Here is a 14,500-nt window from a genome sequence, read left to right on the forward strand (position 1 = left end):
TACTCCAGTTCCACTGCATAATGCTGTAAGCGACATATCTGATTGCCATGGCTGCGCCCGTTGCCGGGTCCCTGCCGAGCCCCCAGCTCCTCGAAGAACTCTGTGGTTTCTTCCGTCTGCTGAGCGAACCGGCACGCCTGCAACTGCTCTGCCAGCTCAAACAGCAAGGAGCCATGGATGTGGCCTCCCTGATCGAGGCCACGGGTTTCAGCCAGTCCCACATCAGCCGCCAGCTGGGGCAGCTGCAACGGGCTGGCCTGGTGCGTTGCGAGCGGGATGGGGTGCGGCTGATCTACACCGTTGCCGATCCCTTGGTGGATGAACTCTGCAATCTGGTGCAGGGGCGTCTGAGGCAACGGTTTGAGGAGCAGCTCCGGCAACTGCAGCCGGTCTGATCACGGCTGTTTGAATGCCAGCCCCAGCGCGCGCACCAGCGGGGCGAACGGCTTGAGGAAGCGGCTCTCGTGCAGGCGGCCCTTGAGCACCCGGTGCCAGTACACCCAGGGAAACACACGGGTTTCCACCAGAAACATGCTCCAGCGCTCCTTGGTGGGATCCACCAGGAAGGAACTGACCGGCTGCAGCTCGTAGTTGAACTCCGCCATCACCACGCTGTGGAAACTGGTGATCAAAGGGCAGGCGGTGTAGCCGTCGTAATGGGCCAGCAGGGGGCGTTGATCGAGCTGAGCCAGCAGGTTCGCCACCAGCACCGGCGCCTGACCCCGGATGGCGGCCAGGCTTTTCGACGTTGGCAGTGAGCTCACATCGCCGAGAGCGAACACATCGGCAAAGCGCTTGTGCTGGCAGGTGTCCTTGTTCACTTCCACCCAGCCGCCAGGACCATCGATCGCCAAGGGGCTGTGGGCCACCACATCCGGCGCCGCCATCGGTGGCACCACATGCAGCAGGTCGAAGCGGATCTCCTCGCGGCGGGGCTCGACCCCTGGTTCACGCACGTCGAACACCGCCACCTGCTCGCTGGCACGCACTTCGATCAGGTTGTGGAGCGTGCGGGCGTCGATGTGGCGGCGCGCCACAACCTGCTCAACGGTGGTGTTGTAGGCCTCTACCGGATAGAGCTTCGCCATGGCGGTGCAGAAGATCACGTGGCTGTTCACGCCCACGCCACTGGTGGCCTGAAACACGTCGTCGGCCAGGTACATCACCTTCTGGGGCGCGCCGCCGCACTTGATCGGTGTGGCCGGATGGGTAAAGAGGGCGATACCCCCCTGGAAGCCGCGGATCGCCGCCCAGGTGGCGATGATGTGGTCGCGGGAATAGGCGCTGACGATGCCATGGCTGCCGAGGGCCTCCGGCAGTCCTTGGATGTGGTTCCAGTTGAGCTGGAGGCCCATGGCCACCACCAACACTTGGTAGCTGATGGATTCACCAGTCGCGGTGATCACCCGCTGGGCCTCCGGCTCGAAGCGGGCGGCGCTGTCCTGGATCCAGCAGGCTCCCGGCGGGATCACGCTGGCTTCCGGCCGGTGGGTGAAAGCGAGTGGCAGCAGACCGGCGCCAGCAGGGATCCAGCCGGATTGATAGTCGTGAACGGTGGCGGGCTCGAGGATCGCCACATCCAGTCCCGGCCGGGCCCGCAGCAACTGCGCGGCCACGGTGATCCCGCCGGAGCCACCGCCCACGATCAACACCTGGTGGTGACGATGGCTCGCTGATCCGTTGGCGACCACACCACCTCCACAGCTTCAGGATCACTCTGAGGCCGGACGCCGTGGGGCGATCACCCTGCACACATAGCTTATTGTGTCTACACGCATAAAGGAATATGGCTAGATTGCAACTTCTGCGGTCAGGCGGATGACTCCAGGTCAGCGGCGTGCACCCTCAACCCTGGCGGCGCCTCCGCTGCGGCTGGTGAAGCACGGGGGGATTTTCACCGCGGTGAATCCGTCCGACTGGCTCCGGCACTGGCGCCACCCCAATCACCTGATGCTGGCGGTTCCCTGGGCGGGCTTCTTCGGGCTGGTCGCCGCTGGCTATCTACTGCTCAATCTGCTGTTCGCCCTCCTCTACCTGATCGATCCGCACGGCATTGCCGGGGTGGCCGGCAGGACGACCACCTTTTCGGAAGCCTTCTTCTTCAGCGTGCAGACCCTGGGGTCGATCGGCTATGGAGCCTTCCATCCCACCAGCCTGTACACCCATCTGGCCGTCACCGTCGAATCGCTGCTGGGGTTGATCGTGATCGCCCTGATGACGGGCATGGCGTTCAGCCGCTTCTCCCGCTCGTCGGCACGGATCCTGTTTTCTGATGGGGTCACCGTTCACGATTACGACGGTCGGCTCACCTTGATGTTTCGCGTCGCCAACGAACGCCGCAAGACCATCCTGGAAGCCAGGGTGCAGGCCTATCTCGCCATCGATGAGCGCACAACGGAGGGGCACCGAATGCGGCGTCTCCACACGATGACGCTGAGCCGCGATCGCTCACCCCTCTTTCTGCTCACCTGGACGTTGATGCATCCGATCGATGCCCATAGCCCCCTGCACGGACTGACGCCCCAGGATCTAGCCGCCAGGAAAGCGGACATTCTGATTTCTTTCAGTGGCATTGATGAAACCCTGGAGCGGCCGATCTATGCCCATCACTGTTACTCGTTCACCGATGTGTTAGTTGGTCAAGGCTTTGTGGACATGATGCAGGAGGAAGGTGAGTGCAAAAGTTTCGACTTTGCCAATTTCAATCAGACCTACACCTGCCCATCCGCAAAACCGTCCTGACCAGCTGGAGAAGCGTTAAACGCTCAGCTCAGCTCCACCAAGGCTTCTCGCCGGTGCGGGGATCGCTCTCACTCCAAGTGCTGAGCAGCACCCGTTCGCTTTCCACAGCCACATGGGCGAGGGCCAGGGGCAACGGGGCGGGGCCGCGGACCACGGCCCCCTCCGGGTCGTACTGGCTGCCATGGCAGGGGCAGATGAACTTGTTTTCACCGCTGTTCCAGGGGACCACGCAACCCAGATGGGTGCAGATGGCGTTGAGGCCGATGGCACCGATGGCGCCCTCCCCTTCGACGATCAGATAGGTGGGATCACCCTTGAGGCCCTGCACCAGGCTGCGGTCACCGTCGCTGTGGCTGGCCAGCCAACCGCTGGCCGCGATCGGATTGCCGAGTTCGTCCAGGGCCAGGGCACCACCCGAGGCGCCAGCCTCCTTTGGCGGGATGAAATAGCGCAGCACCGGGTAGAGGGCGCCGAGCGCCACCCCGCTGACAGCACCGAAGGTGAGCAGATTCATGAACTGGCGACGCCCCAGGCTGGGGACCTCGTTGCTGGCAGGTGGTGCGGGAGTGAGAGTCATGGCTGGAGCGCGAAGGGTTGGTCGTGACGTGATACGTCCACTGGAGCTATGGGTTGGCGTTGCGGTTGGTCAGCGCCCGGCTGCGACCAGTGCGGCCTGAACCTCCGGCAGGTGTACGGCGTACATGCCGCGCAGATCTCCCACCTTGAAATCAAAGGCCTTGTCGTCGGGATAGTTCGCCTTCACGAAGGCGGGGCGGCTCTGCTTCGAGCCGTGGCAGGCCATGCAGCTGGGGACCACATCAATGCGGCGGTAGTAGTTCACGCCAGCTCCCTGCTCGGCGGAAGCCGGCTGCCACAGGCCTGTGATCCCCGGGTGGCGTTGGAACAGATCGATCACGTCCTGCTCCTGAACGTTGGCGGGAGCATGGTCGGGATTGCGCGTCTTGCTGGCCACCTGGCGCACCTGCCAGCCGTGCTCCTTGCCGATCGCGATCGCCTTCATTCCCACCGGCTTGCACACCTCCTTCATCGTTTCGATGGTGGGGGCATCGCTCTGGCCCTCCAGGGTGGAAGCCAGAGCGATGCGCATCCGGTCGAGCTGCTCCATCTCCGCCACCGCGCTGGCCAGCTCCGCCGGCTCCACCGGAGAACGGGCCAGGCTGGCGTGAGCCAGCGGAGTGGCGCAGAGCAGCACAGCAGCGAGCACCCCCAGTGCCATAGCGGCAAGGGCCGAACGGACCAGGGCCCGCAGTGGCAGGAGCAGATGGGACATGGGGAGCTCCGGGGGTGGGGGTGGACGCGGCCAGATGGGGCCTGATGTGGCTGGTGGGGTTAACGCGGCTGGGTGGGGGTCAAAGTCCCACTAACCGATCGCTGGAGCGGTGAGCGCCACGGGGGTGCTGGAACTGGTGGCCAGATCCAGGGGGAAGTTGTGGACGTTGCGCTCGTGCATGGCCTCAATGCCCAGCCCACCGCGGTTGAGCACATCGGCCCAGGTGTTGATCACCCGGCCCTGGTGGTCGATCACGGAGTGGTTGAAGTTGAGGCCGTTGAGGTTGAACGAGAAGCTCGCCACCGCCAGTGCCGCGAACCAGATGCCGATCACCGGCCAGGCGGCCAGGAAGAAGTGCAGGCTGCGGCTGTTGTTGAAGGAGGCGTACTGGAAGATCAGACGACCGAAGTAGCCGTGGGCAGCCACGATGTTGTAGGTCTCCTCCTCCTGCCCGAATCTGTAGCCACGGTTCTGGCTTTCGACCTCGGTGGTTTCACGCACCAGGGAACTGGTGACCAGAGAGCCGTGCATGGCGGAGAACAGCGCCCCACCGAACACACCCACCACACCGAGCATGTGGAAAGGGTGCATCAGCACGTTGTGCTCAGCCTGAAGCACCAGCATGAAATTGAAGGTGCCGGAAATTCCGAGCGGCATGCCGTCGGAGAAGGAGCCCTGGCCGATCGAATACACCAGCAGCACGGCGGTGGCGGCGGCCACGGGCGCTGAATACGCCACGGCGATCCAAGGGCGCATGCCGAGCCGGTAGCTCAGCTCCCATTCACGCCCCATCCAGCAGAAGATGCCGATCAGGAAGTGAAAGATGATCAGTTGGTAGGGGCCACCGTTGTAGAGCCACTCATCAAGGCTGGAGGCAGCCCAGATCGGGTAGAAGTGCAGGCCGATGGCATTGGAACTGGGCACCACCGCGGCGGTGATGATGTTGTTGCCATAGAGCAGGCCGCCGGAAACGGGCTCACGGATGCCGTCGATATCGACGGGTGGGGAGCCCACGAAGGCGATCACGAAGCAGACGGTGGCCGCCAGCAGGGTGGGGATCATCAGCACGCCGAACCAGCCCACATAAAGGCGGTTCTCGGTGCTGGTGACCCAGTCCTTGAAGGACCCCCAGGAGAGACCCGGGAGGCGGCGTAGGGAGGTAGTGACCATGGTGCCGAAACACGAAGGACGGGGGAGAAGCGACCGCTCGCCACAGGGACGACGGTTCACCGCCAACGGCGCTCAGAGAAGGAACCGGCTGTGCAGGCGCACAAGCAGGCATCACGTGAGTGTGGTTATGCGGTTTAGCGCTTAAACCCACATGCATACTACCGCTGATCTCCATGCCCGCGCGTGCCTGCCCTTTCTGCGCCTATCGGCAGACCGGCATAGGGTCAAGAGGCCCGCAACCTCTCCAAACCATGGCCTTTTCATCAGGGTGGGAGCCCAGGCTTCGCGCCGTTGGAGCCGCCGCTGTCGTGCCAGCGAGACTGCTGGCTCGTCTGCTGGGCGCGGCGCTGGCAGTGGTGATGTTCACAGCCGGCCTGTCGCTGCTGCCAGGGGCTGGCATGGCGGAGGGACAGGCCATGGCGGGGGGCTCCCCCCAGCGCTGGACGCTCAGTGATGCGGCCGGCCAACGCTGGGGCCTGGTGTTGTTCGAGCAACCCGATCACATCTATCCCGCAGGCCCGCGCTTACGCCTGAATGCCCTGACGCCCGGTCTCCAGATCGATCACCTACGCCCCTTGCAGGTCGACGACGGAGCGGGTCAGCAATGGCAACTGCCCAACCGCAGCGAGGAGCTGGTGGCGGCAGAAGAGACGGCACTACCGCAGGGAGCCGCCCAGTTTGATGCGGCTGGCCTGATGCCTGCCCCCAGCGACTTACGGCCCCTGCGCCTGCTGGTGCCGGTTGCCAATGGGGGCGCCGATGTTTCGCTCATGCTCGGAGCGGATCCCACCAAGCAACTGGCCCGACGAGCTGCCGACCTTTGACAGGCCACCAGCGCCCTTTGAACAGGCATGGTAGGGGCGGGATTCACACCACACCCCCTTATCACACCATGGGATTATGATGGTGAGAACACATCAATACGGAGGAGCGGGCCATTCAGGCAGTTTTTGAAATAGTCAGATTCTGATCAGATCTTGCCCGCAAGCCATCCAACATCTGGGACCACCCCACCCAACGACTTTGATGCAGGACTTGGTTTCTCCCTCCCGATTGTCTCGGTTGTGGCGAGGCTATTGGCGTGGCTCTCCATCCGCATCAAGATGAAGAGGGCATGAATCCCTGGAATATTCTCTCAGTTCGTAGCGATCACACGTTATTCGTTGTGCATCACCCCCCTACCCCATGTTTAGGTCTGCCATGACTTCCATAACTCCCAACTCCAAGTCCGTAGGCAATGCTTCTCAGACCACGAGCGAGCGTGTTCGGATCATGCAACGTCAGCCACGCCGCATCTCCATCACCATCAGCCATCAGGTGTACCAAACCCTCCTGAACCGCTCGGAAGAGGAGGGTCGTTCCATGTCCAATCTCTGCGCCTTCCTGCTGGAGGAAGTGCTCCACCAGCAAGCGCCCGCTCCTGCACACAGCCAGGCCTATGCTCAGCCCCCAAGCACCAGCGAAAGAAGCCAACCGCAGCACAGCCACTCGATGCCTGTGGGAGTGTCTGCAACGAACGGTGCTTATGTCTGAGCCGCCCCATCGCGGCGGTGGCAGTAACCCCCAGGCACCTCTCAGGCCATCGCCTGCGTCTGCTGATGGGGAAGATCAAGGCAATAGCCCATGCCATAGATCGTTTTGAGAAAACGGGGGCGGTGCGGCTCCGGTTCGATCTTGGTTCTGAGGTGACGAATGTGGGTGCGAATGCACTCAATGTCGTCACCGCTGGGGTGGCCCCACACCTCCTTGAGAATCACCCCCCACGACACCGCTTGGCCATGGCGTTGCAGCAGACAATGCAGGAGTTCGAATTCCAGCCTGGTGAGGCGTATCGGCTGGTCAAACCACTGCACCTCCAGCTGCTCAGGGCAAAGCGTGAGAGGCCCGAAAGAAAGGATTTCCGGTGTGACCAAGGCCAGCGGCGGTTCCAGCTGGTGGCGCAGCAGCGCCCGGATGCGAACGAACACCTCCTCCACCTGGAACGGCTTGGTCACGTAGTCGTCGGCGCCACAGTTGAAGGCCTTGATCTTGTCTTCCTTGCTGGCCAGTGCCGTGAGCACCATCACGGGCAAGCGGGCGGTGCGCTGATCACGGCGGAGGCGCTGCAATACCGAGAGGCCGTCCAGCTTGGGCAGCAGCAGGTCGAGCACGATCAGATGGGGCTGGTGCTCCATGGCCATGGCCTGGCCGTGGTAGCCGTCGCCGGCGTGCAAAATGCGCCAGCCCACCTGCTCCAGCAGCGGGGTGAGCACCTCGACCACCTCCGGCTCATGGTCGATGAGTTGGATCAGGGGTTGCACGCGCAACAGAAGGTACTGCAGGAAGAACTGAGTCAATGCTGCAGACCTTCATCATCAAGTGAGTGGAATGTCTTGATAAAGAAATACTGAAGCTCCTGATTTGCTTATGATTTCAATCAACACTCTTTCGGTTTCTCAGCATCCGCCCTGCCTCGGCCCCAGTCACTGACTTGGATTTGCCCCCGGTCCTGGCCTCAGTCACCCTTTTGCACCGTGTCGCGCCGTGCTGCCGACCGTGGGTGCGTCCTCCCCGCTGCGCTCAGTTCGGCATCGTTACAAATTCCTCAGAAACGGTGGGGTGCAACGCCATGGTGCGATCGAAATCCGCCTTGGTGGCTCCCATGCCGATGGCGATCGCCGCCATCTGAATGATCTCGGCGGCGTGCTCGCCCACCATGTGGCAGCCCACCACCTTGCCGGTGGCCACCTCCACCACCAGCTTCAGCAGGCAGCGGGGGCCGCTCTTGGGCAGGGCCTGCGCCATCGAGCGGAAGCGGGCCCGATGAATGCGGATGCCATCGGCGCCGAAACGCTCGATCGCCGCTTCTTCGCTGAGACCCACGGTGGACAGCTCCGGCTGGCTGAACACGGCGCTGGCCACCAGCTCGTGATCCACCTGGCGCGGCTTGCCGCCATAGACGCTGTCAGCGAAGGCGCGGCCCTCATCCACCGCCACCGGCGTGAGGTTGATGCGATCGGTCACGTCGCCCACCGCGTAGATGTGGGGCACGTTGGTGCGTTGATCGGCATCCACCGGGATGCGGCCCGCCTCGCTGGCCACACCGGCAGCTGCCAGATGCAGCGGCTCCAGCCGGGGCCGGCGGCCGGTGGCCAGCAGCACACCGCCGCAGGCCAGCTGCTCGCCGTCCTGGGTGGTCACCTGCAGATCACCGGGGGTGCCGCTGATGGCGGCAGGGCTGTGGCTGAAGCGGATCTCGATGCCGGCCTCCTCCATCCCCTCGCGCACGGCGCCGGCCAGCTCGAGGTCAAAGCCCCGCAGCAGGTGATCGCCACGCACCAGCTGGGTGACGGCCACGCCCAGGCCATTGAGGATGCAGGCGAACTCACAGGCGATGAAGCCCGCGCCCACGATCACCACCCGCTGGGGCAGTTCCTGCAGCAGGAACATGTCATCGCTCACCCAGGCCAGCTCGGCGCCCGGCAGTACCGGTCGCTGGGGGACACCACCGGCGGCGATCAGCACCCGCTCCGCCCGCAGGCGGCGGCTGGCGGTGGTGCCTGCCGCCTCACCGGTGATGTCTTCGCTCGCCAGCACATCCACATGATGGGGATCGGCGAAGCGGCCCCAGCCGCGCACCAGCTCCACACCGGCCTTCTCGAGAAAGCTGATGTGCAGTGCATTGAGCCGGTCGACCTCGGCGCGCACATTGGCCAGCAGCCGTGCCGGCTCGCAGCGGGCGGCCTCCACCGTCCAGCCGAACGCCTCGGCGTCGTGAAGGATGTGGCGGTAGGCCGAGCCATACACCAACAACTTCTTGGGCACGCAACCGCGGATCACGCAGGTGCCGCCCACCCGATCGCCTTCAAGCACCGCCACCCGGGCGCCGTAGGAGGCAGCGCGCTTGGCCGCTGCCAGGCCGCCGGAGCCGGCGCCGATCACAACCAGATCGAAGCCGTCTTCAGCGGGTTGGGGGGAAGCAGTCACGGCTGATCGGAGCACGATGGCTTCAATCATGCAGGGCGGGGCGTGCCCCCGTGCCGGCCTGGCACTCAGCTCGGCAGCTCATCGAGCTGGCAGGTCTGCAGGTCGCAGCCGCTCAGGTCGGCGCCGCGCAGGTCGGCCTGCCGGAGATCGGCGCCATACAGGCAGGCCCCCACAAGGCGGGCCCCCTGCAGCCGCACCCCGGAGAGGCGGGCAAAGCTGAGGTCAGCGTCGGTGAAATCGGCACCGCTCAGGTCGGTGGGCTGATCCTGCCCGGGGCGGAAATCCGCCTCCACCAGCCGCGCCTGACGCCACACGCTGCCGGCCGCCGCAATGCCCCGCAGGCAGCTGCGATGCAGAGCAGCGCCATTGAATTCCGCACCCTGCATGCGGGCGCCGGAGAGATCGGCCTCCTGCCAGGAACTGCCGTGGGCCCTGAGCTGGCGCATGTCAGCGCCCCACAGCAATGCCTGCTGGAAACAGGCTCCTTCCAGCTGGCTGCCGCGCAGATCGGCGTGGCCGAGCCGGATGGCCCGAAACTGGCCGCCCCGCAGGTCGCAACCCGCGAGCACAAGCTCCACCGCATCGGCTTCAGGCAAGGCCAGACCTGGAAACGCCCGTTCACCGGCCGCCAAAGAGAGGCGCAGGTCGTTGATGGTGGCGGGCAGCCGGGTAGGCATTCAGAGGCTGGTGGAGAGGGCGTCGAGTTGCTGGCGGCGGGCTGCGAGCAGGAGGTCCTGGCAGGCGGCGATCAGCTGGAACACGTTGGGATCAATCACTTCGTAGAACACCAGGCTGCCTTCCGGCCGCCGCCGAACCACACCGGCAATCATGAGCAGCTTGAGGTGCTTTGACACCAGCGCCTGGCTGAGGCCGGTCTTTTCAACCACCGCCGTGACGTTCAGGGGGCCGTGGCGCAAACACTGGAGCACGAGCAGACGACTGGGCTCAGAAAAGACCTTGAAGTGTTCTGCCAGAGCTTCCATCATGCCTTCACGCCCTTCCACCGCCTTCGTGTCCAGACGCTCACGTACGTGGTGAGCCTACAGCTCGCAGGGTCAACTCCTCTTGCCGGGCTGCCTAGCGGCAAGGCAGTGGGTTTGCGCCGTGGAAACTAAGCACACCAGAGAACGGCACAAGAGTTGAGTTCAGTTGAGGCACCACGAAAGCCTCTACCTATCCGCAATCGCTGCTCGTCGGGCGAGCAACCATCATCAGCACCATCTTCACGCGAAGGTGTACTGAGCCAATCCTATTGCGCGGGCTGGGATGCGCGCGCTGGCCTCGCGCTTGATGCTCGGTGCCGCCGTCTTCACCTTCAGCTGAACCTGAACGTTGCCGCGATCAATGCCGCTGATCATGCCGCTGAAGATGCCTAAGCAGGATGGAGTGATCACTAACCTCGACTTCGATCACAAGAGTCTGCATGATCCATGTGAAGCGATAGAAATCATCCTCCCACCGAACAACCGATGCCCAGCGCGACATCGCCCACACCGTTGACTGGTGCGAACCAGTGGCAAAACCAACAGGAAAGTCAGGAAACAAATCCGCTGACTCTCCTGCAGACTTCAGGAACACCTGCCTGGCCAGACGGCAAAACCTAACGACCATCCGCACCCTCTCCACGGCCATGCCAGGGATCACTGTGGCGCGCGCAACCGCCACCGCCCCCAAACCGGCGTCTGCGATCAGCGAGCTTGCAGTGCCCCCCAGCGGCTAACAGCATGTGGCCTGCACAGAGCAGAGGTTCTGAGGATCGTTTTGAGCGGCCCGTTGCACGATGCCTACATCAGCTGATGAGCGACGAGAGGTTGTTTTTGGAAAGCAGCAATTCATCTTCCAGGCACTGTCGTAAGTGCTGGGTCATCTGCTGCATCAGGATCCTAAACGACTGCTGCTGTTCGGCATAGGTTGCGCTGTAGACGATGCCGATAACGTCATCGTCAATCGGGGCTTGATCAAGCATGCAATAGACATAGGGCTTGGGCAGAGTATTCACCTGAAGTTGGTTCACCACCCTGGCCACGGTGTAGTCGTGCTGGCGAGGTTTACGGATCGTTGCCGGGAGGATGCGGTAACCATTGGTTTCCAGGCGACGCACCAGACGCGGATGATGAAGTGTTGGCTCCAACGCCAAGCGTTCAGAATCCTTGATGCCGAGTGTTGCCGCCGTATGGCGTGGGGCTAACCGCCAGAGCGGCGTACGCACCAATGCCTCCGCCAGCATCTGCTGGCCACGAAAGTGCACAATCTTGCGACCCCGCTCCAGATCCAGCTCGTAGATGGAGCCAACGAACGCATCACAAACCCGCTCACTAAGCAGTTGCAGGCTTCGGGAGATGTCCGCATGGGTGCGCGCCCAGCGCTCCATCATGAAGCCATTGCCACCAAATCGAATGAAAGGATCAGCCTCCACCCGGCACACACCCTCGGCTGTGCGCATCTTCTGAGCTGCCATCCGCAGGGTATCGAGCAGATCATAAAGATGGCGGCCCTCCGCCTTGGCGAGCAATTCTTCCAGACAACGATGGGCCCGGTTCAAGGTGGCCTGGGAGTATCTGCTATTCGCAGCGGCCCGGTTGCAACTTCCCGCGTAGGAGCACAGCTCGTAGAGAGGAAGCCACCGCATCACCATCCTGGTGTCTAGCCGTTCATTCATGCGGGCAGGCACGGAAGCAGAAGAATCTGCCACCACTCAACAGCCTGATGGAGCTATTAGCGTAATTCCTGCTCAGAAGTTGACCAGCTTTTGGCGAGTATGCAGAAAATAGTTAAGCCGCATTACTTGTTAATGCCAATAGTCCGGTTCTTCAGGGCCACTCCTGGCGTGATTGGCAGCTCCCAGGCCCGAAGGGCTGGGATTGTCCGGAACGGCCACGTCTTGCTGGGTGAACCGGCCATCCACAATCTTCATGAAGTCAGATGATGAAATCCACTCCTCTTGCAGTGGGCAGTCCATGGGTCATTGCGTTTCCAATTCTCCATCCATGGCGTCTTGGTGGTGCTTCCCCAGGAAGGGACAGATAACTGTGACAAATGATCCATGAGATTGTGCTATTTGGTGCGCGAGTCGGCTTGGCTTTGGTTATCCATTCACCATGAACCCTGCGGGGGGACATGGGCCCGTGTGAACCGGTGCGCGTCAGGACCCTGAGGCGCTCTGCCTGGTCGGCACAGCCAGAGAGTGACGGCCCTTCTGAACCTGACCCAGCCGGCCTGATCGGTCCCAGTGCGGTTCGGCACACCTGCCCTGCCCTCTACCGTGAATGGACGCACTCCACCACGTCCCTTGCCGGACCCTTCCACCATTCCCCTGAGCTGGCCGGAGCTGGAAGCGCTGGCACCTGACCCCCCCGACAGGGTGGAGGGTCCGTGCAATGCCCAATCGCGGCTGCGCCTGTTCGGGCAGCCGGAGAGTGCCGTGCGCGTCACCCTGTACAGGGACCATCACGCCTGGTGCCCCTACTGCCAGAAAGTGTGGCTATGGCTGGAGGAGAAACGGATCCCCTACAGGGTCCGCAAGGTCACGATGTTCTGCTATGGCGAGAAGGAGGCCTGGTACGGGAACCTGGTTCCCTCCGGCATGCTGCCTGCCGTCGAGCTGGATGGCCGCCTCCATACCGAGAGCGACGACATCCTCGCGGCGTTGGAGCAGGCCTTCGGGCCTCTCGGCGATGGGCTGCTGAATGCGCGCGTGCTGCCCTTGCGCCAGCTGGAGCGGGAGCTGTTCCGGGCCTGGTGCCTCTGGCTCTGCCGGCCCGGCCTCACCCCCCGCGCCGAACAGCTCGCTGCTGAAGCCTTCGATCGGGTGGCCGAACGGGTGGATGGCGCCCTCGCCACCACTGCCGGCCCCTATTTCCTTGAACGCTTCGGAACCGCCGATGTGGTGTTCACTCCCTACATCGAGCGCATGAGCGCCAGCCTCTACTACTACAAGGCCTATGCCATCCGGCAGCGGCATGGCGCCATCGCCCGCTGGTTCGAGGCCATGGAAACCCGGGAGACCTACCGGGGCACCCAGAGCGACTTCCACACCCACGCCCACGACCTGCCACCCCAGATGGGGGGGTGCCACCCCAGCGGCACGCCCGCCCAGCAGGCAGCGGCCGAGCGGGTCGACCATGGACCCTGGCCGCTCGGTGCGCCCGATCCGGAAACCTCTGTCCCCGAGCCCGCCGCTGCGGCAGCTGAAGCGCTGCAGCGGGTGCTGCGGCACCGGCACACCCTGGGCAGCGTGAATCCCGCCCCGCCCGAAGCCTTCGATCTGGCGCTGCGCTGCGCGCTCACAGCCCTGGCGCGCGACACGCCCTGCCCGCTGCCTGCCGGGATCGATCCCGCTGCCGTGATGGGTCTGCGCTATCTGCGCGACCGCATCAGCGTGCCGCGGGACATGTCGCTCCATGCAGCCCGGCGCCTGCGTCAGGCACTCACCGCCACCGCCGACAGCGCCATCGTGGCGATGGCGGCAGGCACGGCCGCTGCCATTCCCGCTGCGCCGGCACTCCCGTTGCGCCACCGCCGCGACCAGAATCCCGCCGCCTTCCATCGCGACGCGACGCTCACCAGCGACAGCCGCAGCGTGGCAGGGCGGAACCGGCCATGACCATCAGCCTGGAGCTGCTCGCACAGCTGCCTCTGGCGTTCACACTGCCGGACATCAGCACCGAGCAGCTGCAGGGGCTGCTGAGCCGCTGGGGCTACCTGGTGGTGTTTGCCGGCATGCTGCTGGAGAACGCCGGTCTGCCGCTGCCCGGTGAAACCCTCACCCTGCTGGGGGGCTACGCCGCCGGCAGCGGCCAGCTGCAGGTGGGGGGTGTGATCGGCGCCGCCCTGGTGGGTGCGGTGATCGGCGACAACCTGGGCTATCTGGTGGGGCGGTGGGCCGGCTGGACGCTGGTGCTGCGGGTGGGCCGCCTGCTGGGCCAGCGGCCCGAGCAGATGGAAGTGCTGCGGCGCCGATTCCTCCGCCATGCGGATGCCTCGGTGCTGCTCGGGCGCTTCGTTGCCGTGCTGCGGGTGATCGCCGGTCCCCTGGCCGGCGCGGTGGGCATGCCCTATGGCCGTTTCCTGCTGTTCAACTTCGCCGGTGCCGCCCTCTGGTCCACCACGATGGTGTCCCTGGCCTGGCTGGGCGGGCGCTGGATTCCCCTGGATCGCATGCTCTCGAGTGTGGTGGGCTTCGGCCTCGGCGCCCTGCTGCTGATCGTGCTGATCCTGCTGCTGCCCCGCCTGCTGAGCCGGCTGGAATCGCCCCTGCTGGAATCTGCCGCGCCGCAAGCCGCAGTGCCCCCCGGCAATGCCGGCCCCAGCGACCCTGCCACCCCCTGAGGC

The 14,500-nt window shown here is 64.1% G+C and carries 16 protein-coding genes; 6 read left to right on the forward strand and 10 right to left on the reverse strand.

What is annotated here, in order from left to right:
• The first annotated feature begins 47 nt into the window (after positions 1 to 47).
• Positions 48 to 395: a helix-turn-helix transcriptional regulator gene (locus tag KBZ19_RS01445; protein ID WP_255099481.1), complete on the forward strand. Its 348-nt coding sequence runs from the start codon at positions 48 to 50 to the stop codon at positions 393 to 395.
• Here the strand turns inward: KBZ19_RS01445 and KBZ19_RS01450 are convergent, their stop codons facing one another.
• Positions 396 to 1,691, reverse strand: a complete 1,296-nt coding sequence (locus KBZ19_RS01450; protein WP_255099482.1) for an FAD/NAD(P)-binding oxidoreductase — start codon at positions 1,689 to 1,691, stop codon at positions 396 to 398.
• A 127-nt stretch (positions 1,692 to 1,818) separates the two neighbouring features.
• On the opposite strand from KBZ19_RS01450, the gene KBZ19_RS01455 reads away from it, so the two are divergent.
• Positions 1,819 to 2,742 carry an ion channel gene (locus KBZ19_RS01455; protein WP_255099483.1) on the forward strand — a complete coding sequence of 308 codons (924 nt, stop codon included), beginning with the start codon at positions 1,819 to 1,821 and terminating at the stop codon, positions 2,740 to 2,742.
• Between the two features lie 28 nt (positions 2,743 to 2,770).
• Here KBZ19_RS01455 and petC read toward each other — a convergent pair whose 3' ends face one another.
• The 3 genes from petC to psbA all read right to left on the reverse strand — a co-directional run bounded on the left by petC (position 2,771) and on the right by psbA (position 5,203).
• The gene (gene petC / locus KBZ19_RS01460) at positions 2,771 to 3,319 is read right to left on the reverse strand and encodes a cytochrome b6-f complex iron-sulfur subunit (protein ID WP_255099484.1); all 549 of its coding nucleotides are present in this window, start codon (positions 3,317 to 3,319) and stop codon (positions 2,771 to 2,773) included.
• Between the two features lie 69 nt (positions 3,320 to 3,388).
• Positions 3,389 to 4,033 (reverse strand): DUF3365 domain-containing protein, encoded by a 645-nt coding sequence (locus KBZ19_RS01465; RefSeq protein WP_255099485.1) that lies wholly within the window; start codon positions 4,031 to 4,033, stop codon positions 3,389 to 3,391.
• Between the two features lie 90 nt (positions 4,034 to 4,123).
• Positions 4,124 to 5,203 (reverse strand): photosystem II q(b) protein, encoded by a 1,080-nt coding sequence (gene psbA / locus KBZ19_RS01470; protein ID WP_094510831.1) that lies wholly within the window; start codon positions 5,201 to 5,203, stop codon positions 4,124 to 4,126.
• 308 nt (positions 5,204 to 5,511) lie between these two features.
• Between psbA and KBZ19_RS01475 the strand changes: the two genes are divergently transcribed.
• Together KBZ19_RS01475 and KBZ19_RS01480 are read left to right on the forward strand one after the other, a co-directional pair.
• Positions 5,512 to 6,027 carry a DUF3122 domain-containing protein gene (locus tag KBZ19_RS01475; RefSeq protein ID WP_255099486.1) on the forward strand — a complete coding sequence of 172 codons (516 nt, stop codon included), beginning with the start codon at positions 5,512 to 5,514 and terminating at the stop codon, positions 6,025 to 6,027.
• Positions 6,028 to 6,403: 376 nt separating this feature from the next.
• The gene (locus KBZ19_RS01480) at positions 6,404 to 6,736 is read left to right on the forward strand and encodes a ribbon-helix-helix domain-containing protein (RefSeq protein WP_255099487.1); all 333 of its coding nucleotides are present in this window, start codon (positions 6,404 to 6,406) and stop codon (positions 6,734 to 6,736) included.
• 41 nt (positions 6,737 to 6,777) lie between these two features.
• Here KBZ19_RS01480 and KBZ19_RS01485 read toward each other — a convergent pair whose 3' ends face one another.
• The 6 genes from KBZ19_RS01485 to KBZ19_RS01510 all read right to left on the reverse strand — a co-directional run bounded on the left by KBZ19_RS01485 (position 6,778) and on the right by KBZ19_RS01510 (position 11,711).
• Positions 6,778 to 7,503 carry a response regulator transcription factor gene (locus tag KBZ19_RS01485; RefSeq protein WP_094511053.1) on the reverse strand — a complete coding sequence of 242 codons (726 nt, stop codon included), beginning with the start codon at positions 7,501 to 7,503 and terminating at the stop codon, positions 6,778 to 6,780.
• Between the two features lie 259 nt (positions 7,504 to 7,762).
• Positions 7,763 to 9,169, reverse strand: a complete 1,407-nt coding sequence (gorA, locus tag KBZ19_RS01490) for a glutathione-disulfide reductase (protein ID WP_255099488.1) — start codon at positions 9,167 to 9,169, stop codon at positions 7,763 to 7,765.
• A gap of 65 nt (positions 9,170 to 9,234) precedes the next feature.
• Positions 9,235 to 9,846: a pentapeptide repeat-containing protein gene (locus tag KBZ19_RS01495; RefSeq protein WP_094510835.1), complete on the reverse strand. Its 612-nt coding sequence runs from the start codon at positions 9,844 to 9,846 to the stop codon at positions 9,235 to 9,237.
• On the reverse strand, positions 9,847 to 10,155 hold the full coding sequence (locus KBZ19_RS01500; protein ID WP_311134124.1) for a metalloregulator ArsR/SmtB family transcription factor: 309 nt from the start codon (positions 10,153 to 10,155) through the stop codon (positions 9,847 to 9,849).
• Between the two features lie 237 nt (positions 10,156 to 10,392).
• Positions 10,393 to 10,527, reverse strand: coding sequence for a hypothetical protein (locus KBZ19_RS01505; protein WP_255099489.1), 135 nt, complete (start codon positions 10,525 to 10,527; stop codon positions 10,393 to 10,395).
• Between the two features lie 431 nt (positions 10,528 to 10,958).
• The gene (locus KBZ19_RS01510) at positions 10,959 to 11,711 is read right to left on the reverse strand and encodes a hypothetical protein (protein ID WP_255099490.1); all 753 of its coding nucleotides are present in this window, start codon (positions 11,709 to 11,711) and stop codon (positions 10,959 to 10,961) included.
• Positions 11,712 to 12,458: 747 nt separating this feature from the next.
• Between KBZ19_RS01510 and KBZ19_RS01515 the strand changes: the two genes are divergently transcribed.
• Positions 12,459 to 13,772, forward strand: coding sequence for a glutathione S-transferase family protein (locus tag KBZ19_RS01515; protein WP_399220071.1), 1,314 nt, complete (start codon positions 12,459 to 12,461; stop codon positions 13,770 to 13,772).
• Positions 13,769 to 14,497: a DedA family protein gene (locus tag KBZ19_RS01520; RefSeq protein ID WP_255099491.1), complete on the forward strand. Its 729-nt coding sequence runs from the start codon at positions 13,769 to 13,771 to the stop codon at positions 14,495 to 14,497. The genes KBZ19_RS01515 and KBZ19_RS01520 overlap by 4 nt, the downstream gene beginning before the upstream one ends.
• Positions 14,498 to 14,500: the final 3 nt, after the last annotated feature.

The sequence above is a fragment of the Synechococcus sp. L2F genome (assembly GCF_024345695.1).
GTDB lineage: Bacteria > Cyanobacteriota > Cyanobacteriia > PCC-6307 > Cyanobiaceae > MW101C3.

What these genes read in the sequence shown, in the direction of transcription:
- psbA (WP_094510831.1), bottom strand. Translation starts at nt 5,203, where the DNA reads ATGGTCACTACCTCCCTACGCCGCCTCCCGGGTCTCTCCTGGGGGTCC.
- petC (WP_255099484.1), bottom strand. Translation starts at nt 3,319, where the DNA reads ATGACTCTCACTCCCGCACCACCTGCCAGCAACGAGGTCCCCAGCCTG.
- KBZ19_RS01455 (WP_255099483.1), top strand. Translation starts at nt 1,819, where the DNA reads ATGACTCCAGGTCAGCGGCGTGCACCCTCAACCCTGGCGGCGCCTCCG.
- KBZ19_RS01500 (WP_311134124.1), bottom strand. Translation starts at nt 10,155, where the DNA reads ATGATGGAAGCTCTGGCAGAACACTTCAAGGTCTTTTCTGAGCCCAGT.
- KBZ19_RS01445 (WP_255099481.1), top strand. Translation starts at nt 48, where the DNA reads ATGGCTGCGCCCGTTGCCGGGTCCCTGCCGAGCCCCCAGCTCCTCGAA.
- KBZ19_RS01520 (WP_255099491.1), top strand. Translation starts at nt 13,769, where the DNA reads ATGACCATCAGCCTGGAGCTGCTCGCACAGCTGCCTCTGGCGTTCACA.
- KBZ19_RS01495 (WP_094510835.1), bottom strand. Translation starts at nt 9,846, where the DNA reads ATGCCTACCCGGCTGCCCGCCACCATCAACGACCTGCGCCTCTCTTTG.
- KBZ19_RS01465 (WP_255099485.1), bottom strand. Translation starts at nt 4,033, where the DNA reads ATGTCCCATCTGCTCCTGCCACTGCGGGCCCTGGTCCGTTCGGCCCTT.
- KBZ19_RS01505 (WP_255099489.1), bottom strand. Translation starts at nt 10,527, where the DNA reads ATGATCAGCGGCATTGATCGCGGCAACGTTCAGGTTCAGCTGAAGGTG.
- KBZ19_RS01480 (WP_255099487.1), top strand. Translation starts at nt 6,404, where the DNA reads ATGACTTCCATAACTCCCAACTCCAAGTCCGTAGGCAATGCTTCTCAG.